Genomic DNA, 24,327 nt, shown 5'->3' on the forward strand with positions numbered 1-24,327 from the left:
CTCGCATTTATCGTGCCAGAGGCGAGCGGCTGGAGGCCGGTTTACCTGCAGGGTTAGCGAAAAGTTAATGTGTCAGCCAATGCCGTGTTCAGCCCGCCAGGCCGCCAGATCGACGCCGAGAATATCGGTGATGATCGCGGCTGTGCCGCCATTGGGGTCTGGCACTGTGCCGGTGGTAAGCCCGCCATCGACCACCAGTGCCTGTCCGGTCACGAAGCGCGCCTCGTCGCTGGCGAGATACACGGCCGCATTGGCGATATCGAGCGGATTGCCGCCGACGGGCAAAGGCTGGGCGAAGGCTCCCAGTTCTTCCAGCTTGGGCTGGGCGGCTTCGGCTGCGTCCTGATCGAGGCCGAAGGCGCGTCCGAACACGGCCGTCGCGATGAGGCCGGGATTGATGCAGTTCACCCGGATCTTGTGCGGTGCCATCCGCACCGAAACGGTCTTCGTCATGTGGATAAGGGCCGCCTTGGCGATGGAGTAGAGCAAAGGCCCGTAATTCACGCCTATCCCGGCGACGCTGGAGGTGGAGATGATCGATCCCCCTCCGGCGGCCTGCATGTGCGGTGAAGCGTGCTTGATGCCGAACAGGGCGGCGCGCAAATGCAGGTGCATGACATGGTCGAATGCGCCAGCTTCTATCTTTTCAACCGGATAGTCCGGCTCGGCGGAGCCCGCATTATTGAACAATATGTCCAGCCGCCCGTGACGCTCGATGGCCAGATCAATCAGTGCCTTGATGTCGGCTTCGTTCTTCACGTCGGTGGTGCGGAAGGCAAGCTTTGGCCCATGGAACTGCGCCATGGCCTCGCCGCGCGCGGTTTCGAGATCACCCATCACGACATGCGCGCCTTCTGCGATGAAACGCTCCACGCTCGCCTTGCCGATACCGCTCGCCCCGCCTGTGATTACTGCCACCTTGCCGTCCAGCCGTCCGCCCATATTCGCTGTGTCCCCTGTCAGTGAAATCAGGGCGTACACTGAGGCGCATTCGGCTATCGCGGCAAGCCCTTTGCCTGAGGGTCTCGAAAGCGCTTGTGGCTTACGCGCCCTCGTCCCCGCACTGGGCGAGTCTTCCAAGAGCACGTTCGACAATGGGCCGGGCTTCGTCCAGGGTGAGCTTCGCAAGGTCGGCGAGCGGCATCTCGTGCGCCGCTTCGCGCGCTACCAGCTTACCCACATAATAGCCAAAGCGTGGCGGCAGCCTTTCGTTCAGGCGGTTATTGCTGAAGAGCGCGCCATGGTCTTCCGATGCTTGCGAGTTGAACCTTTCAGCCACGGCACAGGCAGCTTCGGCCAGATTGGCGTCAACGTCCTCGCGGATGGGTTCGGGCCAATCCAGCAACAACTCCGTGTCATTGGCGCCGGGGTTCAGTGTCGCGGCGACATAGGTCGCAAGACCCTCAATCCACAAAAAGCACCACATCTCCGGACAGCCCATGAAGGATTGCTGGAAGTGATAGACGTGGAACAGCTCGTGATGGAAGAAGGCGGTCCAGTCGGTTATCGGGCTGGTCGTCATCCGGTCGGCGCCAAACACCAGCATGATGCGTTCATCGATATAGCGCGTTCCGCCGTCCATCTCCCCCAGACTGTGAAGAATATAGATATCGCCAATGGGTTCGAGGTCTGGAAATGCTTCGACGAAACTGGCATGGGCGGGAGCCAGCATATCGGCAAATTCTCGTGCCGTATGGCGATAGTCTCCGCGAATATCAGCGAAATTCTCAAGGGACCGCGCTATCCATGCGCGATAGCGGTCGTTGGATACCCCTATGCTGTTCATGCGGGCGGTGTCGTAAAAACCCGGAAAGGCTTCGTGGAGGCCCGCTTGGGTGCGCGCTATCCGCTCCTCCTCCGGCATATCTGCTGTCTGGTCGTAAATGCGGGCATAATCATCCGTGATATCAACCAGTGTATATGGCGGTGACATTTCGTCCGCCGAGCCAATACTGAGCGATGACATGGCAGTTAGTACTATGAAAAACGTCATGTGAGACCTCTTGGATAATTTGAAACTATCTAAAATTCGTGAACCTGGCACAAGGTCAGCGATATTAATTAAAGCTCATTTCGACTTTCTCTAGACCCCGATTTTCTACGCTGCGGCCTTGCCCGGCCTGCCGGACGGTGGGGGCGGGCTTCGCGGCGCGCGTTTCCAGATGCCGCCCGGTGGTAGATGTCCTCGGCTGGACACCGCCCCTTGCCTCGCAGCGGTTTCGGCGTTAGAGCGACCCCGCAAGAGAAAAGGAGGTCTCCGCCATGGAGATACGTGAAGGTCTTACCTTCGACGATGTGCTCTTGCAGCCCGGCGCATCCGAGATAATCCCCGCTGACGCAGATGTGCGCACGCGTGTGACGCGTGATGTCGGCCTGAACATTCCGATCCTGTCGGCGGCGATGGATACCGTCACCGAAGCGCCGCTGGCGATTGCCATGGCGCAGGCGGGCGGGCTTGGCGTCATTCACCGCAATCTGGAAATACCTGAGCAGGCCGAAGAAGTGCGCCGCGTGAAGCGCTATGAGAGCGGCATGGTGGTCAACCCGGTCACGATCGGCCCGGATGCGACGCTGGCGGACCTCAAAGCCCTGATGGACCATCACCGTATCTCCGGCATTCCGGTCGTTGAGGGCGGTGGCAAGGGCGGCGCAGCCGGCGCCAAGCCCGGCAAGCTTATCGGTATCATCACCAACCGGGATGTGCGCTTTGCCGACGATCTGAACGCCGCTGTGTCCAGCCTGATGACCAGGGATCACCTGGTCACCGTGCGCCCCGGCGCTGACCAGGCAGAAGCGCGCCGTCTCCTGCACAAGCACCGGATCGAGCGCCTGCTGGTCGTCGACGAGGATGGCTATTGCGTCGGCCTGATGACCGTCAAGGACATGGAGAAGGCGCAAGCCTATCCCAACGCCGCCAAGGACGCGCATGGACGCTTGCGCGTCGCTGCGGCGACCACGACCGGCGATGCCGGTTTTGAGCGCGCCGAGGCGCTGATGGATGCGGGCGTGGACGTCGTCGTGATCGACACTGCCCACGGCATGAGCGCCGCCGTGCTGGAGCAGGTGCGCCGTATCAAGCGCGCCTCCAACACCACCCAGATCGTGGCCGGCAATGTAGCGACCTATGATGGCGCGCGCGGCCTGTTTGATGCGGGCGCAGACTGCGTGAAGGTGGGGATCGGGCCGGGTTCGATCTGCACCACGCGCATCGTTGCCGGTGTCGGTGTGCCGCAGCTGACCGCCATCATGGAAGCGCGCCGCGCGGCGCAAGGCTTTGAAGGCACTGTCATCGCCGATGGCGGGATCAAGTATTCCGGCGACGTGGCGAAAGCCATCGCGGCCGGCGCGGACTGCGTGATGATGGGCTCCATGCTGGCCGGGACGGAAGAAGCGCCCGGCGAGGTCTTCCTGTACAAGGGCCGCTCCTACAAATCCTATCGCGGTATGGGCAGTGTCGGCGCGATGGCGCGCGGCTCGGCCGACCGGTATTTTCAAAAAGAGGTCACCGACCGCATGAAGCTGGTGCCTGAAGGCATTGAAGGCCAAGTGCCCTATAAGGGCCCGGTCGGCCCGATCCTGCATCAGATGGTGGGCGGGCTTCGCGCCGCGATGGGCTATACCGGCGCGAAGACGATTGCCGACTTCCAGAAGAACGCCGTCTTCGTGCGCATCACCAATGCCGGGCTTCGCGAAAGCCATGTGCATGACGTGACGATCACCCGCGAAGCGCCCAACTATCCCAGCCCGAGCTGATGCGGGATGCAGGGCGTATCGCCGCCGCCATCGAGGTGCTGGACACCATTTTGAACCGGCATCAGCCGGTCAAGGAAGCCATGCGCGACTGGGGCAAGGCCAACCGCTATGCGGGCTCTGGCGATAGGGCGTGGATTTCCGGCCTCGTGCTGGACAGTCTGCGGCGCAGGGGCTCTGTCTCATACCTGATGGGTGCCGACAGCCCCCGCGCCCTGGTGCTGGGCACGCTCGCCCATGAATGGGAGATGGGCCCCGATGCGATTGCCGCGACTTTCGAAGGCGATGAGCACGCGCCCGATCCTCTGACCGATGCCGAACGGGCGGGGATGCTGGCAAAGCTCTCCGGCGACGCGCCGCTGCACGCGCGCGCGGAAATCCCGGAATGGCTGGAGCCGAGCTTTAAGCGCGGCTTTGGCGACGACGCGGCGCTGGAAGGGGCGAGCATGGCCAGCCGCGCAGCCGTAGATCTGCGCGTCAACACGCTCAAAACCGACCCCGAAAAGGCAATTCATGCCGTGCGCGCGCAGCTCAATGCTGACCCGTCCACGCTGATCACAACCGGCATTCGCGTGCCCGGCCATGACCCGCGCGCCAAATCCCCGCCCGCTGACGCCATCCCCGCTTACGGGAAAGGCTGGGTGGAGGTGCAGGACATTGGCAGCCAGATCGCCGCGCTCGCCGCCGCGCCGGTGGAAGGGCTGCAAGTGCTCGATTTCTGCGCAGGCGCGGGCGGCAAGACGCTCTCTCTGGCTGCTTTGATGAATAATACCGGCCAGCTTTACGCCTGGGATTATGACTGGCGGCGCCTGCGCGCCATCTGGCCGCGTCTGGAGCGGGCAGGCGTGCGCAATGTTCAGGTGCGTTCGGGCAAGGAAGCAGAAGCGCTGGGCGATCTGGAAGGCAAGATGGACCTGGTCTTCATCGACGCGCCCTGCACAGGCTCTGGCACCTGGCGGCGCAGGCCGGATACCAAATGGCGCCTGAAGGACAAGGCGCTCGCCACACGCATCAGTCAGCAGGACGAGGTGCTGGCCAAGGCCGCGAAATACGTGCGTCCCGGCGGGCGGATGGTCTATGTGACCTGCTCTGTCCTGCCGGAAGAAAACGGCGACCGGATCGATGTGTTCCTCGCCGCCAATCCCGATTTTCGCGCCGTGCCGGTTATGGACGCGCTCCAACGCTCCGGCCAGCTCACCGAAGAGGGCGCGCTTACCCTTGCCGCGTGCGCTGGCGCGCACGGCGCCCTCCAGCTCACCCCCGCCCGCACCGGCACGGACGGATTTTACGTGTGCGGACTGGCGAGGGTGGGGTAATTTGGGTGTATGTTTGATTGTGATGATATCCCGGACGCACCGGCTGAGCGCGCTATGCTGCTCGAAAATATCCTAGTTGAATCCGCGACCGGTGGCGTCAGACAGGAAGATGTGTATCGCGAACTTCGCCGGTATTTTATGCAAAATGATAGATGGAAGGTCCTTCTCCCGGATTTTGTTAGGACCCATCGAAGCCTTTCATCTTTTTGGCCATATATTAAAAATCAAGCTCCCACTTACGCTGAACGGCGTGAGATTATTGGAGCGGCTCTTACGCCTCTTGTTGATTTCTTGGAGGACACACAAAGACTTCCTCTAGATGGCGAAACCTCAACTCTCCTCAAGACATTCGACTCCGATGGCGTTCATGAGGTTTGGGAAAGAGCTTTGGAACGTCGGCTTAGCGATCCTCAAGGAGCAATCACCTTGGCTAGGACTTTGCTTGAAGCGGTAATTAAAAAAATTCTTGATGAGATGGCTGTTTCTTACTCCAACACAGACGACCTCCCAAAGCTTTATGGCTTGGTTGCAGTTCATCTGAAGCTTGCGCCCAACGCCCACTCTGAAGTGCCTATCAAGTCGATCCTTGGCGGCGCACATACTGTCGTAAATGGATTAGGTACGCTGCGAAACCGGCTATCTGATGCGCACGCGCCGGGAGCCCGCCTTCGTGCAAAACCGTCTCCTCGTCATGCTGCCCTGGCGGTCAACATGGCAGGCGCGATGGCCACTTTTCTCGTGGAGACTTGGAAAGCCTCCCTAGACCCGTTGGACGCGTAGAATGATCAAAGTCATCCATATCAAGGCCACTTCCCCGGCCATGCTGCACCTGACCTTCTCGGATGGTCAGGCGGGCGAGCTGGACCTGTCGGCTCTCATCGCCCGGCCGGGCGCGATGGTGGAGCCTTTGCGTGATCCCGCCTATTTCGCCCGCGTATTCCTTGAGGAAGGCGCGCCGACCTGGCCGAACGGTTTCGATCTTGCGCCGTGGGCACTGCACAAGGACATGACAGCGCAAGACCTGCTCAAGCCTGCGGGCCGCGCGGCCTGACCCTTATTCCCCCCGCTCTTTCTTCCCCCGTGCCACTTCGGTGGCCAGCGCCTCCAGCTTGTGCGTCCAGAAGCCCTTGAAGCGGGAGAGCCAGTCATCGACCTGCTGCAGCGGGGCGGGTTCGAGCCGGTAGATGCGGCGCGCCCCGTCCACGCGGGAGGTGGCAAACCCCGCATCGCGCAGCACTTTGAGATGCTGGGAGACGCCGGCCTGGCTGATCCCGAACTCCGCGTGGATGACCTCGACGATCTCGCCAGAGCGCAGCTCGTTTTCGGCCAGCAATTCCAGTATGCGCCGGCGCACCGGGTCTCCAAGGACGTCAAAGGCGTGCATGGGGCTATTGCTCCTCCCCCTTGAAGAAGGCGGCGGTGCGGGCCGCTGCCGCGCGGGCCTCGTCTGCTGGCGCGCCGGAGGCTGCATGCGCCTCGCCCCAGGCTTTGGCGGTGGCATCGACCAGATCGCGATAATTCTGCGAGGCGAACCATTCGCCACTTGCTTCCACCGGGGCCGTCACCTCGCCGCTGACATGCAGCGCCAGCCCGGCAAGGCCCAGATCCCAGCCGACACCGCCCGCGCCGGGGCCGTATTTTTCTTCCCAGTCAGGATCGACCACATAGAGATGGGTCAGTTCCAGGCGCGCATGCCCGTTCCCGGCATTGTGGAGCCGCACGCTTACCCAGCTGATCTGTTCGGAGAATTCCCAGGTGATGTCCAGCGTGCGCGGCGGCTCGCAGACGCCAATTTCGCCAGCCGCATTATTCTCGATCTGGAACCGGCCACCGGGACGGAATTCACCCGACACGGGCGAGAACCAGCGCGCGAGGCGCTCTTTCGTGGTCACCGCCTCCCACAAATCCTCGATACGGGTGGCGTAGGTGCGGCTCGCCACAATCGCTACGGCGGGTTTGCCGTCCCGCTCCAGATTGCGCACCTCGCGGGCCGTGGCCCCGATGGCCGCTGCAATGTCGATCTGCATGCCTGTCTCCCATAATTTCGATACTACTTGTATAAGCAACAAATTATATGAGAGTCAAATGAGGGAAGGGGGTGAAAGGGAAGCGGGAGGGATGTGGCTTGCTGCTATGGCCGCGCAGGAAGCAGCTGTGGCCAACGGATTTTACGTGTGCGGACTGGAGAAGGCGGGGTAGGGTTGCAGGAATCGCCACTGCACCTGATGCATAGCCTGCCGGAGATAGACTATGGACGAGGAACAGAGCCCGTTGTGGCGGCGGCCCCGCGACCTCCTGAAATTCCTCGGAATATATGTGCTGTGTATCGCCTTTGGTCTGCTTGTCAGCATGGGCCTGGGGCGCGAGGAGGGCCAAAGCTGGGTGGAGGCGATCTTTTCCCCCGGTAGAGTGTTGGCGCTGGTCATCATGGCGGCGCTTGGCATTTTGTTCATAACTATCAGAAATCCCAAAGGCTTTTCAAACGTCGAGCCGGCCGGGGCGGGCTGGCACGCGATAGGACCACCAAGATATGAAAAGTATCTCGGCTGGGCCTATGGCCTGCTTTCCGTCACATCGATTATCGGCGGGCTTTTTGCTCTGCTGATCGTTTTCATTGCTGACCGAGGGCCGAGCGGGTGGGACGCGGTGCTTTTACCTGCCGTTGGAGTTCTCGTCCTGCTCTTCGGCGCCGTGATGGCGATGAAGTTCTACAGCATCTATTTCGTGAAGATCAGGTGGAATGAGGAGCAGATTGAAATCTCTCATCCGCTTGCTGGCAGGCGGGCCGTAAAATTCAAGGACATTGAAGCCGCCGGTAGTGCCGGGCTGCTGGGCTATTACTGGATAAGGCCCAAGTCCGGCCGCCTGATAAGGTTGAAAGATATTGATGATGGCGCTGAAGAGCTGATGTTCCACCTGCGCACGGTCGTGCCGGGACGAATCATTGCCTGATTCCACCCACCCCCTCGCCACGGACGAGAATCTCGGCTAATCGCTCACCATGAGCACTGCAGCCGAACACGAACGCGCCCTGATTGTCGATTTCGGCAGTCAGGTGACCCAGCTTATCGCACGGCGCCTGCGCGAGAGCGGCGTCTATTGCGAGGTCCATCCCTATAACCGCGCCACTGCGGATTTTGTGAAGGATTACGGCCCCAGGGCCATCATCCTGTCCGGCTCTCCGCATTCGACGAGCTGGGAGGACAGCCCGCGCGCTGATCCTTACATCTTCGAGGCAGGCGTGCCGGTCTTGGGCATCTGCTATGGCGAGCAGACCATGTGCGCGCAGCTCGGCGGGCGGGTGGAAACATCCGACCATCGCGAGTTCGGCCGCGCCGATATCCAGATCGTGGCCGAAAGCCCGCTGCTGAAAGGTCTCGGCGAGATTGGCGATACCGAGCGCGTGTGGATGAGCCATGGCGACCGCGTGATGGCCGCGCCCGAAGGCTTTCACGTTATCGCTACGAGCCCCGGCGCGCCCTTTGCGGCGATTGCCGATGAAGCCCGGCGCTTTTACGGCGTGCAGTTCCACCCGGAAGTGGTTCACACGCCGCGCGGCGCGCTGCTTCTGAAGAACTTCACCCACGAGATTGCGGGCATGAAGGGCGACTGGACCATGGCCGCCTTCAAGGATGAGGCGATTGCCCGCATCCGCGAACAGGTGGGTTCCGGCCGGGTGATCTGCGGGCTATCGGGCGGGGTGGACTCCGCCGTTGCCGCCGTGCTGATCCACGAGGCGATTGGCGATCAGCTAACTTGCGTCTTCGTCGATACCGGCCTGATGCGCCATGGCGAGGCCGAAGAGGTCGTCACCCTCTTCCGCGAGCATTACAATATCCCGCTGGTCGCCGCCGATGAGGGCGAACGCTTCCTCTCCGCTCTGGACGGCATCGACGACCCGGAAAAGAAACGCAAGACCATCGGCAAGCTCTTCATCGATGTGTTCGAGGAGAAGGCCAAGCTCGCTGGCGGGGCGGACTTTCTGGCCCAGGGCACGCTCTACCCGGACGTGATCGAGAGCGTCAGCTTTGATGGCGGCCCGTCCGTCACCATCAAGTCTCACCATAATGTCGGCGGCCTGCCCGCGCGCATGAACATGAAGCTGGTGGAGCCGCTTCGCGAGCTCTTCAAGGACGAGGTGAGGGCGCTGGGGCGCGAGCTTGGCCTGCCCGAAGCTTTCGTCGGCCGCCACCCCTTTCCGGGGCCGGGCCTTGGCATCCGTATTCCGGGCGCCGTCACGAAGGAAAAGGCCGATATCCTGCGCGCCGCCGACCGCATCTATATCGAGGAGATCAAGAAGGAAGGTCTCTACGACGTGATCTGGCAGGCCTTCGCGGTGCTGCTGCCCGTGCGCACCGTCGGCGTGATGGGCGATGAGCGCACCTATGACAGCGTTCTGGCCTTACGCGCCGTGACGAGCGTGGACGGCATGACGGCGGACTATTTCCCCTTCGATCACGACTTCCTGGGCCGGGTCGCCACGCGCATCATCAATGAAGTGCGCGGCGTCAATCGCGTGGTCTATGACGTGACCAGCAAACCGCCGGGGACCATTGAGTGGGAGTAGGGGGGCAACCGCGCGAAGGGGCTACCCGAGGGCACAGCATCTGATAGATTATCGCCCGCTTGACGGGGGAGGTGGATGGCAGGCGTTGGGGACTTTTTTCCGCTTGAGGTATTGATACCGGGAGTACCGGTTTCGCATCAGGCCAGACCGGCAGGTAGAGCAGCTTGGCAAGAAAAGGTTCGCGGGGCCGCGACCGAGCGCCGGAATCATACGTCCGAGCTTGGCTGGTCTGACGCGCGCCCAGTCTCCGTATTGATATATTACTTCGCAGATGCGCTGATGCAGGGCGACGTCGATAACATCGTGAAGCCAATACTCGATGGGCTTGAGACTGTCTGTTACCTAGACGATAACCAGGTTGAGCGGGTCACAGTTCAGAAATTTGAACCAACGGTCGAGCGGGAATTTTTGTCGCTGTCGGATCAACTCGCTGCTGCGTTGGATGCCGAGCCGCCCTTAGTGTATATTCGCATTGATGATGACCTTGGTTGGAGAACCATCTCGTAATGGCGGTTTCGGATACAAGCCTAGGCGAACATGAGGCCGCTGTTTTAGAGCGCTTGAGAGAGCGTTACACTTCGGCAGGCTATACGTTTGCCACCTCAATTGATGAGATGCAGCTTCCGGTAGAGTTCGGCGGTTATGTCCCGGATGCGGTAGCGAGCCGCGGCGACCAACACGTCGCAATTGAAGTGAAGATCGCCCGCCGGCCCAGCTTCCAATTCATGCCGCTGACGAGACTGCGGGAAATTGTGGAACAGCATCCAGGGTGGACATTCTCCGTTGCTTACACCAACGCAGATGATTTGGAAGCCGGTGGAGTTGCTCCGGCCAGTTCACAATCGATCAATAAACGGTTGGCCGAAATAGAGAAGCTCAGCAAGACAGGTTTCCTGCGTGCCGCCTTTGTTATGGCTTGGCCGCTTTTGGAGGCTATTGCACACGGGCCGCTCGACCAAAGCGATATTCGCCCGCTGAAGCCGGGAACCGTAGTCCAGTCGCTGATTATGGAAGGTCACCTAACTGCTTCCGATGGTGCGCGCTTACGCGACCTGATTAAGCTCAGAAATCAAATCGTTCACGGGAACCTCGATGTGGAACCCAGCCAAGAAGACGTAGAATTTATGTTGCAGACAATCCGGAGCATTGCCTAAAGTTTGTATGGGCGCACCTGAGCCTACGTAATCACGACTTCCACGGCGGCGTCGCCACGCGCATCATCGATGAAGTGCGGGACGCGCCCTTCAATACGGTGTTCCGCGTTTTTCGCGTTGAGCCTTGGCCGCCTCGGTCCACCATGCAAGATCGGCGGCAAAGCGTGGAAAAGCCTTCTCCAGCGGGGCTCCGCCCTCGCCGGTAGGCTTCGCGTTGTCATCAAGCGCGTGGCGAATTCCGCCCACGGCAAGCGAACTTGAGATGACGACCATCCCCATTTCCGACAGCGTCCCGTGCCAGGTAAGCGCGGCACGCACGCCGGCCAGCCGGCCGGCCGAATAGCTGGCAATGGCCGCGGGCCGCCAGAACCATTCCTCCAGAAAATGGTCGGTCAGGTTTTTCAGGCCCGGCTGGATGCCCCAGTTATATTCGCCAGTGACGAAGACGAACGCATCGGCCTTGCGGATCTTTCCGGCCAGCTCTTCCAGCCCGGCAGGTGCCTCGCCGGCAGCGTACTCCTTATACATGCGGTCCAGCATGGGCAGGTTGATGGCCTTGGCGTCGATCAGCTCGGCCTCGTTACCAAGCTCTCTAAGCTCTCTCACGAGATAACGCGCCAGCCGGATTCCCTGCCGGTCGGCGCGGTAGGAGCCGTAGAGGACGAGGATATGGTGGGTCATGTATTTCCCTTTCCCGGACGGCCCTGCTTTATGCGTGATCGGCAATGTTAGGTCGAAGCTTTTGATAATGCCAGATTGTCCAGGGGGGGGGCTCCTGGACCCTCCTCGCCTCGTGGGCAGACGCTGGCGGCTGGCGCGCAGGCCCGGCGCGCGATATTACCAAGGGCGATGTGGCCTGTAGACATTATCCTCAGTTCGGCAGTTTTGCTGGGCGGCCTGCTTGCGCTGTCCGTCATCGATATCTGCAGCTTCCGGCTGCCCGACTGGCTGACCCTGCCCTTGATACCCGCAGGCCTCCTGGCTGCCTGGTGGCTGGGTGACGGCATCCTGTGGCATCTGGCGGGTGCGATTATCGGCTATGCCGGTCTTGTCGCGCTGGAGCTTGCCTACCGGTCGGTGCGCGGGCGCGACGGGCTGGGCCGGGGTGATGCCAAGCTGCTTGCTGTGGGCGGTGCCTGGTGCGGGGCTGCGCTCCTTCCCGTCATTCTTCTGGTGGCCAGTATTGCTGGCCTCGTCTGGGCGCTGGCGCTGAGGCTGATGGCCGGCGGGAGGTCGGCCCTGATACCGCGCTTCCATTCGGCCCGTTCCTGGCTGCTGGAATTGCCGCAGCCTGGCTGCTGTTGCGGGCTGGACTATGGGTGCAGGCCTAGACGATCAGGGCGAGACAACCTGCTGCGAACACAGTAATAATCTTTCGATGACGTCAGATCGACTGGATATCGGGGGCTGGAAGGCGCAGCTGCGCAAGGGCGCGGCTGAATTTGCCGTTCTAAGCCTGTTGGCCCGCAAGGAAATGTATGGAATCGAGCTGCTGGATGCTCTGTCAGGAGCTCAGGGGCTCGGCATATCTGACGGCACAATTTACCCGCTGTTGAAAAGATTGCAGCTGGAGGGCCGGATTCATGCCCGCTGGCAGCCGAGTGTCACAGGACCGCCACGCAAATATTATAACCTCACGGCTGAGGGCAAACTCGCCGTGTCGGCCATGAGCCAGGCATGGATAGAGTTTCGCTCGCAGTTGGACAGACTTGCGGGACAGGCCGGTGAACTCAACGCCTCAGATAGAGACCTATCTTCGTGAACTCGCGCGTGCGCTGACCAGGCTTTCTGCGCATGAGCGCGAGGACATACTGGCCGAAACCCATAGCCACCTGGCCGAACGCTGCGCGCTGCTTGGCGAGGCCGAGGCTCTGCGCCTCATGGGACCACCGCGTGCGCTGGCAAACAGCTATTTGGCGGCTACCGGCCACGCGAATCCATCGGCGGGTCATCGTTTGGCGCGGCTGCTTCCTGTCACCATGGCAGTCGGTGCCGTGCTGCTGTGGGTGTGTATGTTTGTATCTGTCACCTTGCTGCTGGCAGAACTGGCAGAACCCACTCTGGTGAGCATCTGGCTGAATGCCAGCACGGGGAGCGTATTTGTCGGGGCTGCCAATCCCGACATGGTCTCGCTGCTGACCGATCTGGCTGGCCCATGGTTCCTGCCTTTGGCAGGCATCCTAGCCGTGCTGGCCGGCGTCAGCGGATTTGCGATGATACGCGCCGCCTGGCGTGAGTTCCGCTCACCGCGCGGACTGGCTATTCACTAAACGCCTGATTCGCCTATCCGGTTTCTTGATTGCCGGGCACGGCGTGCTGTCACCGGCCGGCAAGCATGTCCGCCAGATCTCGCCAATTCCAGAAACTTGCAATGCATGTCACCGGTCTGACATGAATCTTGTATAACAGGATACCCTGTCGAGATGGGATCACACCTGTCTCGCTGCGAGCTGAAACATTTGCAGGTGACGCGCGCCACGCGCGTCCGCAGAGGGGACGATCATGTCGTTGAAGAAATACGCAGCCATACTTGCGCTCGGCCTGGCTGCCGCATCATGCGGTCAGGGCTCCAATATCTCGTCGCCCGGTGCGACCAATCCCGGTACCCCGCCAGGTGGCGGTGGTGGTGGTGGGGGTGGTGGCGGCGGCGGCGGTGGCGGCGCCACCTGCCCCAGCGGCTTCACCACTGGTGCTGATGTCGGCGGCCTGACAAGCTGTGTCCTGTCTGGCGACATTCTCAACAATCTGACCCTCCCCTACGTGGATGGTGTGGCTTATCGCATTGATGGCCGCGTGAATGTGGGTGTCGATGTCGGTGCCGACGGTAACGCTGCAGGCGGCGTGTCTGCCCGCCTCACCATCGAGCCGGGCGTCACCATTTTCGGTCAGGGCGGCGCGGACTATCTGGTCATCAACCGCGGCTCGCAGATCGAGGCCAACGGCACAGCGGCATCGCCGATCACCATGACCTCTGACGAGGACCTGATCCGCCGCGCAGCCAATCCGCAGGACTTTGGCGGTGACAATATTGGCGAGTGGGGCGGTATCGTCGTGCTCGGCCGTGCGCCGATCAATCGCTGCCGCGATGCCGCGACGCCAGGTACTGTGGACTGCGAAAACCTCGTCGAGGGCGTCACCAATCCTGATGCGCTTTATGGTGGCAATAACCCGCAGGATAATTCCGGCATCATGCGCTATGTGCGCGTCCTGTTCGCCGGCTTTGAAATCGCGCCCGGCAATGAGCTGAACGGCATCACGCTGGCCGGTGTCGGTTCGGGCACGACCTTCGAGTACATCCAGGTCCATAACGGCTCGGACGATGGCATTGAATGGTTCGGCGGTACGGTAAATGGCCGCTATCTGGTCGTGACCGGCGCTGACGACGACTCGCTCGACACCGACAACGGCTATAATGGCTTCAACCAGTATGTGATCGCGATCCAGCGCGCCAATGGCGGCGACAATATCGTCGAGGCTTCGAGCTCAGCTCCGGGCGTAACCCCGCTGTCCAATGCAACGTTCGCCAACTTCACCTTCGTGGGTAACCGCACCAATGCTTTCCGCCTGAACACCGGCACGGTCGGCCGCTATGTGAATGGCGTCGTTGATTACGGTCAGGAATGCATGCGCTGGGAAAGCTCTGCGGGCAACGGCACGGCTGGCTATCAGGGCGCCGGTGTTGATCCGAGCTTCAACTCGGTCCTGTTTGACTGCGAAGGCGGTCTCTCGACGGCCAATTCCGATCAGGCTGCGGCTGCGGCCGCTGTTGCGGCTGACGCGAACAATGCACAGGCAGAAAGCTCGCTCGCGTCACGCCTCTTCCCGGGGCCGGTTGAACAGGGCGTAACGGCGTTCGACGCGACGACCCTCGACAGCTTTTTCCAGGCAGCAGACTATATCGGCGCCTTTGGCCCGACCGAGACGGAAACGAGCAACTGGGCGGCTGGCTGGACCTTCGGCCTGTTCCCGGAACCTGATTGCCCCACGGGCACGACGGACACCGGCTTCCAGCGTCAGGGCCAGAATGTGTGCCGCCTTTCTGGCGTCATCACGTCCGACATCCGTCTGACCCGCGGCAATATCTACGAACTGGAAGGCGATGTCCGCGTTGGCCGCGATGTCGGTGCGGACGGCAATGCTGCCAATGGTCTGGCGGCGTCGATCACCATCGAATCGGGCGTAACGCTCTACGGCCGTTCGGGTGCTGACTACCTGCTCATCAATCGCGGCTCGCAGATCTTTGCCAACGGCACGCGTCAGAACCCGGTCATCATGACCTCGGAAAACGACGTCACCAATACCGGCAATCGCGAAGATGCCATCGGTGAGTGGGGCGGTCTTGTGATCCTGGGCCGTGCGCCGACCAATCGCTGCCGTGACGCGGCTGCTCCGGGCACCATCGATTGCGAAAACCTGATCGAGGGTGTGACCAATCCGGACGGCCTCTATGGCGGTATTGAAGAAGATGACAGCTCGGGCTCGCTGACCTTCGTGCAAGTCAAGTTCGCCGGCTTTGAAATCGCGCCGGGTAACGAGCTGAACGGCATCACGCTGGGCGGTGTTGGCCGCGGCACGGTGTTCGAATACATCCAGGTCCATAACGGCTCGGATGACGGTATCGAGTGGTTCGGCGGCACTGTGAACGGCAAATACCTTGTCGTGACCGGCGCTGACGATGACTCCTTCGACACCGATAATGGCTGGAACGGCAATGTGCAGTTCCTGCTGGGCATTCAGCGTGCCGGTGGCGGCGACAATATCGTCGAAGCCTCCAGCTCGGCTCCGGGTGTAACCCCGCTGTCCAATGCCACTTTCTCCAACTTCACCTTCATCGGTAACCGCACCAACGCCTTCCGCCTGAACACAGGTACGGTTGGCCGGTATGTGAACGGTGTTGTGAGCTACGGTCCTGAGTGCTTCCGCTGGGAAACCTCAGCCGGTAACGGCGTTGCTGGCTACCAGGGCGTGGACGTCGATCCGAGCTTCGACTCGGTGCTGTTCGACTGCGCGGGCGGCCTGTCCACGGCGGCTTCCGATCAGGCAGCAGCTTCGGCGGCGGTCTCGGGTGGTTCGAACAACACCACGGGCACGGCCAGTACGCTGACCAACACCTTCGTGAATGGTGCCAATGAGAATGCCCGTCAGGCATTCGACGTCACCACGCTCGATCCGTACTTCGACGATGTCGACTATATCGGCGCTGTGCGTGACTCGAGTGATCGCTGGTGGGCTGACTGGACCTGCGGTCTGGAAGCCGGAAGCACCTGCTAGGCGATGAGCCAGACGCGCCGGGCCAATGCCCGGCGCGTCCCTGCCTGCTCTCCATCCCATACAATGAAGGTTGCGAACCCATGAAACCGCTTTACCTGTTCAGCGCGGCATTGCTGACGAGCTCGGCCCTCCTGGCCCCGTCAGCCCTTGCCCGCCAGGCCGAGGAGGCAGCAAGCGCCTCCGAACCCGTCGAGACCATCTCGGTGCGCGGCCAGTTCATCCCTGAGCCCCAGCGCCGTACCGCGCAGGTGGCGAGCTTTGTGTCTGCCGAAGATCTTGCACGCGCAGGCGATTCCAACGCCGCCATCGCTCTGACCCGCCTGAGCGGTCTGAGCATTGTCGGTGGCCGGTTTGCCTATGTGCGCGGTCTAGGCGACCGTTATGCAGCAGCGCTTCTGAACGGCTCTCCCCTGCCGAGCCCGGAACCGCTTCGCCGGATCGTTCCGCTCGACCTCTTCCCGTCCGAAGTGCTTGACGGCGTTGACGTCCAGAAAACCTATTCGGCCAATTATAGCGGCGAGTTCGGCGGTGGCCTTATCACCCTGCGCACGCTGCGCCGTCCGGTTGAACCCTTCTTCAACGTCTCCGGCAGCATTGGCTATAACACCGTAACCACGGGTGAAAACGGCCTTACTCATCGCGGCTCCAACGCCGATTGGCGCGGTTTCTCCGACCGGGTCCGTGACATTCCAGGCCCGCTGGCCGAGGTGCTGCGCAACAACCAGACGCTGGGTAGCCTTAGCCCGGCAGAGCTTGAAGCGGTCAGCGAAAGCGTGGTGATTCCGAACCTGCTGGTCCTCCAGTCCATGGACCTGCACCCGGATTATTCGGTGTCGGCTAATGGCGGCTATGCGTTCACGCTGGGCGGCTTCGATATGGGCCTGGTAGGCGCGGCCGGTTTTGATGCCGGCTGGAGCATTGAAAATGCCCAGCGTCAGCGGGTGCGGGGCGATGTTCTCGGTACCAATCTGACGTCGAACCTGACCTCCTATGAGGCCAACACGAACACGCTGGTATCGCTCTCTGCCGAGCGCGGCGATCATGCACTGGGCGCGACGCTGTTCTATGTGCACTCCTCGCGCAAGGACACGCAGCTTACGCGCGGTGAAGACTTCAACGCGCAAGGCGGCCGCCCGATCTACCGGGAGAGCACCGGCTGGTTCGAGCGCGAGCTGACCATGTTCCAGCTCACCGGTGATCACAGCTTTGGCAATCTGGAAGCGCGCTGGCGCGGTTCCGTTGCACGGGCAACCCGCGAGACGCCGTTCCTGCAGGAGCTGACCCGTCTGGAGCAGGCCAATGGTGATATCGCGTTTACCTCGGCGGCCCGCTACGAAATCCAGTTCACCGACCTCACCGATGATCTGACCAATTTCGGCGGCGAGCTGCTCTACACCTTCAACCTGCCCGGCTCGCGCGAGCTGGTCCTGACGGTGGGCGGTGACACGACGCGCACCGAGCGGGAATACAACACGCTTTTCTTCCGCATGGCGGGCGGCAACTCGCTTCCGGCTGACACGCAGATCGCCCGGCCGGACTTCCTGTTCTCGCCGGACAATATCGGTCCGTCGCGTTTCCAGCTGACCGAGGTGCAGAACACCCAGTCCAACTATACCGGTGAGCTGGATGTGGACTCGGTATTCGCGCAGGCCGATTTCGACATAACGAGCTTCATCCGCGCGACCGTGGGTGTGCGTTATGAAGATGCGGTGCAGACCGTCCAGACGTTCAGCCGGTTCGGCCAGCTGGGACGCGGGGCCACGCTGGACAATGATTATGTCCTGCCGGCGGCGACTGTGACCTGGAACTTCGCCAATGACCTGCAGCTGCGCCTTGGCTATTCGCAGACGATTGCCCGTCCGCAGTTCCGCGAATTTGCCAATTCGGGCTTCTTCGACCCTGAAAGCCAGCGCAGCTTCCGCGGCTTTGACGGTCTCGTTGATTCCGAGCTGACCAATTATGACGCGCGTCTGGAATACTATCTCGGCCGCGACCAGTTCATCACCGCGGCGGTGTTCTACAAGGAAATCACCAACCCGATCGAGGAGGTCCAGTTCGAGACCGCTTCCTTCGTGTCCGAGACGACCTTCCTGAACTCGCCCAAAGCCGAGCTACAGGGCGTAGAGCTGGAATACCGTCAGTACTTCCAGTTCCCGCTGGATATCGGCTGGTTCCGCGAGCGCGACTGGCGCTTTGCTGTCAACTACACCTACACCCAGTCGGAGATCATCGCTCCGGCCGGTACGCAGGTGCTCGACCCGATCAGCAACACTTTGCGCGATGCCTCCTTCTTCAATCTTGATGGTTCGAACCTTCAGGGCACGCCGGAAAATATCGTCAATGTGCAGTTCGGGTGGGAAGGTGACCGTGACCAGTTCACCATCCTGGCGAACTGGGTGGACGAGCGGATCCTGCAGCGCGGCTTCAACTCGCCGTCGGGCGTTCTGCCAGACGTTATCGAAGAGCCGGGCGTCCAGCTGGACTTCCAGTACCGCCGCCGGTTCGAGGCGCTGGGCCGGGAGTTCTCGCTGGGCTTCTCGGGCCGCAACCTGCTCGATGAGCAGCACCGTGAATACCAGCGTAACGAGACGATCGGTGAGACCGAGTTCAATACCTATGATCGCGGCCGCACCTTCTCCCTGAGCCTGTCAACCAGCTTCTAGGCCAAAGCTGACAGGCATTGTGAAGCGCCCGGAGTCCCCTGCTCCGGGCGCTTTTCGTCCTGCTAGCCGCCATTGCCAGTATATGGCTTTGCAAGACTGTCACGAAAGTGCGCTACACGGACGATCTGACAGCGGGTGGGCAGCGTGATCCAATGAGCATGACCGGGCGCAGCCTTGTGGGGGAGGGCGCCAGACATTCTTCAGGGCCAAACGGATCGGTGTCCGGGCTTCCGGCGCTGGTATTGGTGGCGGAGCTTGCCGGTGCCGCGCTCACCGGCGCTGCTGCGGCTGCGCTGATGTGGACAATCCTGTTTGGCAGTTACCAGACCAATATTCCGGCTTCGGCTTCCACGCCGGGCGAGACGGCTTCCGGCGTGATGCGCCCAGAAGCACGCGGATCGGCGGCGCAGCTTTTCAGGCCACGCCTGCAGCCAGCTGCAGGTCAGGTCGAGATGCTCCCCGAGTCCCGCCTCGGCTATGCCCTGTTCGGGGTGCGCACCGGTACTCGCCCGGAGACCGGCAGCGCCATCATCGAGGCCGGGGCTGGCGGCCAGCGCAGCTATGCCGTTGGAAGCGAACTTCAGGACGGCGTCACCCTGGAAGCGGTGCATGACGACCGGGTCGTACTGCGCAGGCAGGGCACCCGCGAGGTGTTGTTCCTCACCGAGCGCGCGCGTGCGCGCCGTAACGAACCCGCAGAGCCGTTGCAGGCGGTGACGCTCGCAGGCGTGTCGCTGACACCGCAGCCGCTCACGTCAGGCGGTGAGGGGCTGAGGATTGAAAGCGCGCCGCCCGCCCTTGCCGCGCTCGGTCTGCAGGCCGGTGACACCATCGCGACCATTGATGGCGAGCCGGTCACGGCCGCCCGCATTTCTGCCCTCGGCCAGCAGCTTGCCGGCGGGGCGCTGCCCGCAAGCCTGTCGCTCGAACGTAATGGCGAGCGGCTCTCACTTCAGACAAGGCCCATGCCATGATGTACCGTATTGCCGCCTTCATCGCGGGATTTGTCCTGCTTGCCGGGGTTAGCGCCGCGCAGAGCGAGGAACGCACCACGCTCAATTTCCGCAATGCGGACATGACAGCCTTCATCGAGGATATGGCCGCGCTGACCGGCTATACATTCGTGGTCGATCCGCAGATACGCGGCGTTGTCACCATTACCTCGCAAGGGCCGGTTACGCGCGACGAGGCGTTTCAGGTTTTCCTCGCCACCTTGCGCGTGCATGGTTTCAGCGCTGTGCCGACAGCACCCGGTGTTTACCAGATCCGCGCAGAGCGCGAAGGCGCGCGTTCCGGCGCGCCTCTCGGGGGCGATGACGGCCTGTTCAATTCATCCGTCGTGCGCCTGCAATCGGCCAGTGCGCGCGAAGCGGTGCGCACGCTGGGGGCCATGTCGAGCGCGGTAGGTACGCTGACCGCGTTGGAAAGCGGCAATTCTGTCGTGATCGTCGACTATGCGTCCAATGTGGCCGCCATCGAGCAGGCCCTGCGCGCACTCGACCGCGACAGCACGGTCGTGGAAATGGTGTCGCTGGAAAACGTCTCGGCGGACGAGATGGCCCGCATTATCGAGCGCCTGCGCCAGCCTGCCTTCCAGGGCGAGGATAATCGCCGCTTCGCGCTCAATATCGCGCCTGTGCCGGCGTCCAACACGCTGCTGATCCGCGGCGAGATGAACGCTGTCCAGGACATTATTGCGCTCATCCGCCGTGTAGATGCGGTCAGCCGCTCCAATCAGAGCTTCCGCGTGATCGCCCTGAACCACGCTGATGGCGCGGCCCTCCTGCCAATCCTGGAACAGGTTTCGGTCAGCCTGACGCCGGCCGACAGTGAGGGCGGGGCGGCGCGCCGCGCCTCCATCGCCCATCACGCGCCCACCAACACGATTGTGGTCAATGCCGATCCTGATCAGCTGCGCGAGCTGGAACTGGTGATCCGTCAGCTTGATGTACGCCGCCCGCAAGTGCTGGTCGAAGCCATCATCGTGGAGATTTCAGACCAGACCGCGCGCGATCTCGGCCTGCAACTTCTTCTGTCCGGCAATGCGGGCAGCTCCACGCCCTTCCTGACGACACGCTATGGCGCTTCGCCCGACATTCTCGCGGTCGCGGGCGGGCTCACTGCACGCGGCGATGATGACGCATCTGACAGCTTGCGCGAGACGGCGATCCAGTCGCTGCTGCGCTCCAGTGGCGCGCTGATCGGGGTGGGTGGGCAGAACTCGAACGGGGCGATCTTTGGCGCGATCCTGAATGCGCTGGAGGCCGATACCAGCTCGAATATCCTCTCCAAGCCTTCGATCCTCACGCTCGACAATGAAGAAGCCTCCATCATCGTCGGCCAGCAGATCCCGATCACGACCGGCGAGGTGCTGGGGTCGAACAATTCCAACCCGTTCCGCACCATCGAGCGGCAGGATGTGGGCGTACAGCTGCGCGTCCAGCCGCAGATTTCCGATGGCGACACCATCCGGCTGCATCTGCGTCAGGAAGTGTCATCCGTTGCCGGGCCCGTCAGCCAGACCTTTGCCGAGCTGGTCACCAATAACCGCGCGATCGAGACCACGGTGCTGGCCGATAATGGCGAGATCATCGTGCTGGGCGGACTGATCGAGCGCGATGAACAGGTCGCCGATAGCGGCGTACCGGGCCTGCGCCGGATACCGGTTCTGGGACGCGCTTTTCGCAATGAGGGCCGCTCGGACCGGCGGACCAATCTGGTCGTCTTCATTCGCCCCACCATTGTCCGCAGCGCCGCCGACATGCGCGCGCTGGCGCTGGAAGCCTACGCGAGCGCGTCCGAAGAACAGCGCCGGGCCACGAACGGGCGCGGGTCGAGCCTTGAGGACGTGGTGCGGATGATGATGGACGCGCCGTCTGCTCCGGCGGACGGTCAATAGGGGCAGGCATGGCACCGGGCCTTCTCACATACGCCTTTGCCCGCGAGAACGGCATCGCCTTCCAGCCCGGCGAGACGCCGGGATTCCTGATGCGTCAGGGCGCCAATGTGCTCGCCCTTGGTGAAGCGGTCAGGGCGGCGGGGATCATCGCGCCCGTGCATACCCTCACCGACTCTGCCTTTGACCGGGCCCTGTCTGAAATCTACGCCGCCAACGCGGTTAGCGCCTCGCGCGAGGAAGCCGGGCAGGGCGATAGCCTCTCCCGGCTGATCGAGGACATGCCGCAGGCTGAAGACCTGCTGGCGTCGGATTCCGAAGCGCCGGTGATCCGCCTCATCAACGGTCTTGTGGCCGATGCCATTAGGGCAGGGGCGTCCGACATCCATGTCGAGCCGTTCGAGGACCGGGTATCGGTCCGTTTCCGCCTTGATGGCGTGCTGGAAGAACGTGTCAGCCTGCCGCCGCATCTGGCGCCGACGCTCGTCTCCCGCCTGAAGGTGATGGCCCGCCTCGACATTGCCGAGCGGCGCGTGCCGCAGGATGGGCGGGTGACACTCAGCCTTGCCGGGCGGGGCGTTGATGTGCGCGTCTCCACCCTGCCATCGCGCCATGGCGAACGGGTGGTGATGCGCCTTCTGGAGAAGAATAGCGCCCTGATGGCGATTGATGCGCTTGGCATGCCGGCGGGCGTCGCTGCCGGTTATCGCCGCGCGCTGGATCAGCCCAATGGCATTATCCTCGTCACCGGCCCGACTGGGTCGGGCAAGACGACCACGCTCTATGCCGGCCTGACCGCCCTTAACGACCAGACGCGCAACATCCTAACCATCGAGGATCCGGTGGAATATGCCGTGGACGGCATCGGCCAGACGCAGGTGAACACCCGCGTCGGGATGACGTTTGCTGCCGGATTGCGCGCCATATTGCGCCAGGACCCGGACGTGGTCATGGTCGGCGAGATACGCGATGGCGAGACGGCCCGCATCGCCGTGCAGGCGAGCCTGACAGGCCACCTCGTCCTCTCCACCGTCCACACCAATTCGGCGGCTGCCGCGATTGCGCGCCTGCGCGATATGGGCATTGAAAGCTATCTGCTCGCCAGCACGCTAAGCGCGGTGCTGGCCCAGCGTCTTGTGCGCCGCCTCTGCCCGCACTGCCATGAGCCCTATGAGGCCAGCGAGCGCGAAAAGGCGCTGGCAGGCGTCTCCGGTCCGTTGACGCTTTATGCGCCGCGCGGGTGCGAAGCCTGCCACCATACCGGCTATGCCGGGCGGCAGGGCGTCTATGAGATCATCATGGCCGATGAGGGCCTGCGCAGCCTGATCCACGATAATGCCCGCGAGGCAGAGCTCGCCCGCCATGCCTTTGCGCGCGGGGGCGGCCTGTTCGAGGCAGGGCTGGAGCTGGCGCGCGCCGGCGCAACGACACTGGCTGAAGTGCTGCGGGTCTGCCGTGAGGAGGGCGAACGCGATGCCCGCCTTTGAATACAGCGCGCTGGACGCAAGCGGGCGCAAGACGCGCGGCGTGATTTCCGCAGCTTCCGGGGTGGCTGCCCGTGCCGAGTTGCGCCGACGCCAGCTCGCCCCGCTGAGCGTCGACCGCGCTGATGAGGCACGCCGTGCAGGCGAGAAAGCTTTCAGCCTCTCAGCGTTCAGGCGCGCGCCGTCCATGCCCGCGTCTGCGCGCCTGTTGATGACGCGCCAGCTCGCCACGCTGGTGGAGGCGGGCCTGCCGCTGGCAGAAGCCTTGCAGGTGGTATCCGCCCAGACCGGGCATCTGGCCTCGCGCCGCATATTGATTGCCCTGCGCGAGCGCGTGCTGGAGGGGGAGCGCCTGTCGGCGGCGATGGCAGGCTTTCCGGCGAGCTTCCCGCCCGTCTACCGCGCCATGGTGGCCGCTGGCGAAAGTTCCGGCGCGCTTGGGCAGGTGCTCGACCGGCTGGTCACGCATCTGGAAAAGTCTGCCGCCCTGTCGCGCAAGGTGATGACGGCCCTCATCTATCCGTGTGCGCTCGCGGTTACGGCATGCGCGGTGATCTGTGTGCTGATGGTCGCCATCGTGCCGCGCCTTGCCGCCCAGTTCGACACGATGAGCACCACGCTTCCAGCTCTCACGCGCGCCGTGATCGCCCTGTCGGAATTCCTGCAGGCCGGATGGCTGTTCCTGCTCATCGCGCTGGCGCTCGCTGTAGTGGCCGTCAGGCTGCTTCTCCGCCGTCCGGCCATTCGCGCCCGGCTGGACCGGGCAAGCCTCTCCTTGCCGCTTCTGGGCGGGTTTCTGCGCAAGCTGGAGGCAGCACGCTTCGCCCGGACCTTGAGCGTGCTTCTGGCGGCGGGAACAGTGCTGCCCGATGCTCTTCGGGCGGCCCGCAAGGCCACTACCAACACCCATATCGGCGCGGCGCTGGATGCGGTCACGGCAGAGGTGGAGACCGGCCGCACGCTCTCGTCTTCGCTGGAAAGCGCGCGCTTTCTGCCCGCCCTGACCCTGCACATGATCGCTGCCGGAGAGCGTTCCGCCGCCCTGGAAACCATGTTGCCGCGCGCCGCCGACCAGCTGGAAGGCGAGCTGGAAGCGGCGAGCTCCACCGCGCTCAGCCTGCTTGAGCCTGCCATCATCATCGTCATGGGCGCGATCGTCGCACTGATCGTGCTCTCCATTCTCCTGCCCATCCTCCAGCTCAACACGCTGGCGCTCAACTGATCCT

Annotated in this window: 22 protein-coding genes; 17 read left to right on the forward strand and 5 right to left on the reverse strand. The window is 62.6% G+C overall.

Annotation, left to right across the window (positions count from 1 at the left end; all coding sequences use genetic code 11):
- Positions 1-72: 72 nt before the first annotated feature.
- Positions 73-942, reverse strand: coding sequence for an SDR family NAD(P)-dependent oxidoreductase (locus tag AB6B38_RS00605; protein ID WP_371393696.1), 870 nt, complete (start codon positions 940-942; stop codon positions 73-75).
- A 100-nt stretch (positions 943-1,042) separates the two neighbouring features.
- Entirely contained in the window at positions 1,043-1,993 is a 951-nt protein-coding gene (locus AB6B38_RS00610; RefSeq protein WP_371393697.1) for a hypothetical protein, read from the reverse strand.
- Between the two features lie 269 nt (positions 1,994-2,262).
- Here AB6B38_RS00610 and guaB point away from each other — a divergent pair, with 269 nt between their 5' ends.
- From guaB to AB6B38_RS00630, 4 genes are read left to right on the forward strand one after another with little or no spacing between them, the layout of a single operon-like run.
- Positions 2,263-3,753, forward strand: coding sequence for an IMP dehydrogenase (gene guaB, locus AB6B38_RS00615; protein WP_371393699.1), 1,491 nt, complete (start codon positions 2,263-2,265; stop codon positions 3,751-3,753).
- Complete coding sequence (locus AB6B38_RS00620; RefSeq protein WP_371393700.1) at positions 3,753-5,066, forward strand: RsmB/NOP family class I SAM-dependent RNA methyltransferase; 1,314 nt, start codon at positions 3,753-3,755, stop codon at positions 5,064-5,066. The genes guaB and AB6B38_RS00620 overlap by 1 nt, the downstream gene beginning before the upstream one ends.
- 9 nt (positions 5,067-5,075) lie before the next feature.
- Positions 5,076-5,846, forward strand: coding sequence for an abortive infection family protein (locus AB6B38_RS00625; RefSeq protein ID WP_371393701.1), 771 nt, complete (start codon positions 5,076-5,078; stop codon positions 5,844-5,846).
- 1 nt (position 5,847) lies between these two features.
- Positions 5,848-6,117 (forward strand): DUF2442 domain-containing protein, encoded by a 270-nt coding sequence (locus AB6B38_RS00630; RefSeq protein ID WP_371393702.1) that lies wholly within the window; start codon positions 5,848-5,850, stop codon positions 6,115-6,117.
- Positions 6,118-6,120: 3 nt separating this feature from the next.
- Here the strand turns inward: AB6B38_RS00630 and AB6B38_RS00635 are convergent, their stop codons facing one another.
- Both AB6B38_RS00635 and AB6B38_RS00640 read right to left on the reverse strand, forming a co-directional pair.
- Positions 6,121-6,450, reverse strand: a complete 330-nt coding sequence (locus tag AB6B38_RS00635) for a metalloregulator ArsR/SmtB family transcription factor (protein WP_217980066.1) — start codon at positions 6,448-6,450, stop codon at positions 6,121-6,123.
- A gap of 4 nt (positions 6,451-6,454) precedes the next feature.
- Positions 6,455-7,093, reverse strand: a complete 639-nt coding sequence (locus AB6B38_RS00640; protein ID WP_371393703.1) for an SRPBCC family protein — start codon at positions 7,091-7,093, stop codon at positions 6,455-6,457.
- A gap of 223 nt (positions 7,094-7,316) precedes the next feature.
- On the opposite strand from AB6B38_RS00640, the gene AB6B38_RS00645 reads away from it, so the two are divergent.
- The 4 genes from AB6B38_RS00645 to AB6B38_RS00660 all read left to right on the forward strand — a co-directional run bounded on the left by AB6B38_RS00645 (position 7,317) and on the right by AB6B38_RS00660 (position 10,787).
- Entirely contained in the window at positions 7,317-8,018 is a 702-nt protein-coding gene (locus AB6B38_RS00645; RefSeq protein WP_371393704.1) for a hypothetical protein, read from the forward strand.
- A gap of 49 nt (positions 8,019-8,067) precedes the next feature.
- The gene (gene guaA, locus AB6B38_RS00650) at positions 8,068-9,633 is read left to right on the forward strand and encodes a glutamine-hydrolyzing GMP synthase (protein WP_371393706.1); all 1,566 of its coding nucleotides are present in this window, start codon (positions 8,068-8,070) and stop codon (positions 9,631-9,633) included.
- Positions 9,634-9,708: 75 nt separating this feature from the next.
- On the forward strand, positions 9,709-10,140 hold the full coding sequence (locus AB6B38_RS00655; protein ID WP_371393707.1) for a RusA family crossover junction endodeoxyribonuclease: 432 nt from the start codon (positions 9,709-9,711) through the stop codon (positions 10,138-10,140).
- Complete coding sequence (locus AB6B38_RS00660; RefSeq protein WP_371393709.1) at positions 10,140-10,787, forward strand: hypothetical protein; 648 nt, start codon at positions 10,140-10,142, stop codon at positions 10,785-10,787. The genes AB6B38_RS00655 and AB6B38_RS00660 overlap by 1 nt, the downstream gene beginning before the upstream one ends.
- Positions 10,788-10,877: 90 nt before the next feature.
- On the opposite strand, the gene AB6B38_RS00665 is transcribed toward AB6B38_RS00660, so the two are convergent.
- The gene (locus AB6B38_RS00665) at positions 10,878-11,468 is read right to left on the reverse strand and encodes an NADPH-dependent FMN reductase (protein WP_371393710.1); all 591 of its coding nucleotides are present in this window, start codon (positions 11,466-11,468) and stop codon (positions 10,878-10,880) included.
- 168 nt (positions 11,469-11,636) lie between these two features.
- On the opposite strand from AB6B38_RS00665, the gene AB6B38_RS00670 reads away from it, so the two are divergent.
- From AB6B38_RS00670 to gspF, 9 genes are all read left to right on the forward strand, one after another.
- Positions 11,637-12,155, forward strand: coding sequence for an A24 family peptidase (locus AB6B38_RS00670; RefSeq protein WP_371393711.1), 519 nt, complete (start codon positions 11,637-11,639; stop codon positions 12,153-12,155).
- Positions 12,156-12,165: 10 nt separating this feature from the next.
- Positions 12,166-12,549, forward strand: coding sequence for a PadR family transcriptional regulator (locus AB6B38_RS00675; RefSeq protein WP_371393712.1), 384 nt, complete (start codon positions 12,166-12,168; stop codon positions 12,547-12,549).
- Positions 12,512-13,057 (forward strand): hypothetical protein, encoded by a 546-nt coding sequence (locus AB6B38_RS00680; RefSeq protein WP_371393713.1) that lies wholly within the window; start codon positions 12,512-12,514, stop codon positions 13,055-13,057. Before AB6B38_RS00675 ends, AB6B38_RS00680 begins: the two co-directional genes overlap by 38 nt.
- Before the next feature lie 232 nt (positions 13,058-13,289).
- Entirely contained in the window at positions 13,290-16,058 is a 2,769-nt protein-coding gene (locus tag AB6B38_RS00685; RefSeq protein ID WP_371393714.1) for a hypothetical protein, read from the forward strand.
- 80 nt (positions 16,059-16,138) lie between these two features.
- Positions 16,139-18,721: a TonB-dependent receptor domain-containing protein gene (locus AB6B38_RS00690; RefSeq protein ID WP_371393715.1), complete on the forward strand. Its 2,583-nt coding sequence runs from the start codon at positions 16,139-16,141 to the stop codon at positions 18,719-18,721.
- Positions 18,722-18,879: 158 nt separating this feature from the next.
- Positions 18,880-19,695 carry a type II secretion system protein N gene (locus AB6B38_RS00695; RefSeq protein ID WP_371393716.1) on the forward strand — a complete coding sequence of 272 codons (816 nt, stop codon included), beginning with the start codon at positions 18,880-18,882 and terminating at the stop codon, positions 19,693-19,695.
- Complete coding sequence (gspD, locus tag AB6B38_RS00700; protein ID WP_371393717.1) at positions 19,692-21,620, forward strand: type II secretion system secretin GspD; 1,929 nt, start codon at positions 19,692-19,694, stop codon at positions 21,618-21,620. Before AB6B38_RS00695 ends, gspD begins: the two co-directional genes overlap by 4 nt.
- An 8-nt stretch (positions 21,621-21,628) precedes the next feature.
- On the forward strand, positions 21,629-23,104 hold the full coding sequence (gene gspE / locus AB6B38_RS00705; RefSeq protein WP_371393718.1) for a type II secretion system ATPase GspE: 1,476 nt from the start codon (positions 21,629-21,631) through the stop codon (positions 23,102-23,104).
- The gene (gene gspF / locus AB6B38_RS00710) at positions 23,091-24,323 is read left to right on the forward strand and encodes a type II secretion system inner membrane protein GspF (protein ID WP_371393719.1); all 1,233 of its coding nucleotides are present in this window, start codon (positions 23,091-23,093) and stop codon (positions 24,321-24,323) included. Before gspE ends, gspF begins: the two co-directional genes overlap by 14 nt.
- Positions 24,324-24,327 lie beyond the last annotated feature (4 nt).

It is taken from the genome of Glycocaulis abyssi, from assembly GCF_041429775.1.
GTDB lineage: Bacteria > Pseudomonadota > Alphaproteobacteria > Caulobacterales > Maricaulaceae > Glycocaulis > Glycocaulis abyssi.

Bases quoted from the DNA above. Each gene is read 5' to 3' on its own strand.
- AB6B38_RS00675 (WP_371393712.1), top strand. From the start codon at position 12,166: ATGACGTCAGATCGACTGGATATCGGGGGCTGGAAGGCGCAGCTGCGC.
- AB6B38_RS00635 (WP_217980066.1), bottom strand. From the start codon at position 6,450: ATGCACGCCTTTGACGTCCTTGGAGACCCGGTGCGCCGGCGCATACTG.
- gspD (WP_371393717.1), top strand. From the start codon at position 19,692: ATGATGTACCGTATTGCCGCCTTCATCGCGGGATTTGTCCTGCTTGCC.
- AB6B38_RS00640 (WP_371393703.1), bottom strand. From the start codon at position 7,093: ATGCAGATCGACATTGCAGCGGCCATCGGGGCCACGGCCCGCGAGGTG.
- AB6B38_RS00610 (WP_371393697.1), bottom strand. From the start codon at position 1,993: ATGACGTTTTTCATAGTACTAACTGCCATGTCATCGCTCAGTATTGGC.
- AB6B38_RS00625 (WP_371393701.1), top strand. From the start codon at position 5,076: ATGTTTGATTGTGATGATATCCCGGACGCACCGGCTGAGCGCGCTATG.
- AB6B38_RS00685 (WP_371393714.1), top strand. From the start codon at position 13,290: ATGTCGTTGAAGAAATACGCAGCCATACTTGCGCTCGGCCTGGCTGCC.
- guaA (WP_371393706.1), top strand. From the start codon at position 8,068: ATGAGCACTGCAGCCGAACACGAACGCGCCCTGATTGTCGATTTCGGC.
- AB6B38_RS00630 (WP_371393702.1), top strand. From the start codon at position 5,848: ATGATCAAAGTCATCCATATCAAGGCCACTTCCCCGGCCATGCTGCAC.
- AB6B38_RS00670 (WP_371393711.1), top strand. From the start codon at position 11,637: ATGTGGCCTGTAGACATTATCCTCAGTTCGGCAGTTTTGCTGGGCGGC.
- AB6B38_RS00665 (WP_371393710.1), bottom strand. From the start codon at position 11,468: ATGACCCACCATATCCTCGTCCTCTACGGCTCCTACCGCGCCGACCGG.
- gspE (WP_371393718.1), top strand. From the start codon at position 21,629: ATGGCACCGGGCCTTCTCACATACGCCTTTGCCCGCGAGAACGGCATC.
- AB6B38_RS00695 (WP_371393716.1), top strand. From the start codon at position 18,880: ATGACCGGGCGCAGCCTTGTGGGGGAGGGCGCCAGACATTCTTCAGGG.
- gspF (WP_371393719.1), top strand. From the start codon at position 23,091: ATGCCCGCCTTTGAATACAGCGCGCTGGACGCAAGCGGGCGCAAGACG.
- AB6B38_RS00620 (WP_371393700.1), top strand. From the start codon at position 3,753: ATGCGGGATGCAGGGCGTATCGCCGCCGCCATCGAGGTGCTGGACACC.
- AB6B38_RS00660 (WP_371393709.1), top strand. From the start codon at position 10,140: ATGGCGGTTTCGGATACAAGCCTAGGCGAACATGAGGCCGCTGTTTTA.
- AB6B38_RS00690 (WP_371393715.1), top strand. From the start codon at position 16,139: ATGAAACCGCTTTACCTGTTCAGCGCGGCATTGCTGACGAGCTCGGCC.
- guaB (WP_371393699.1), top strand. From the start codon at position 2,263: ATGGAGATACGTGAAGGTCTTACCTTCGACGATGTGCTCTTGCAGCCC.
- AB6B38_RS00605 (WP_371393696.1), bottom strand. From the start codon at position 942: ATGGGCGGACGGCTGGACGGCAAGGTGGCAGTAATCACAGGCGGGGCG.
- AB6B38_RS00655 (WP_371393707.1), top strand. From the start codon at position 9,709: ATGGCAGGCGTTGGGGACTTTTTTCCGCTTGAGGTATTGATACCGGGA.
- AB6B38_RS00645 (WP_371393704.1), top strand. From the start codon at position 7,317: ATGGACGAGGAACAGAGCCCGTTGTGGCGGCGGCCCCGCGACCTCCTG.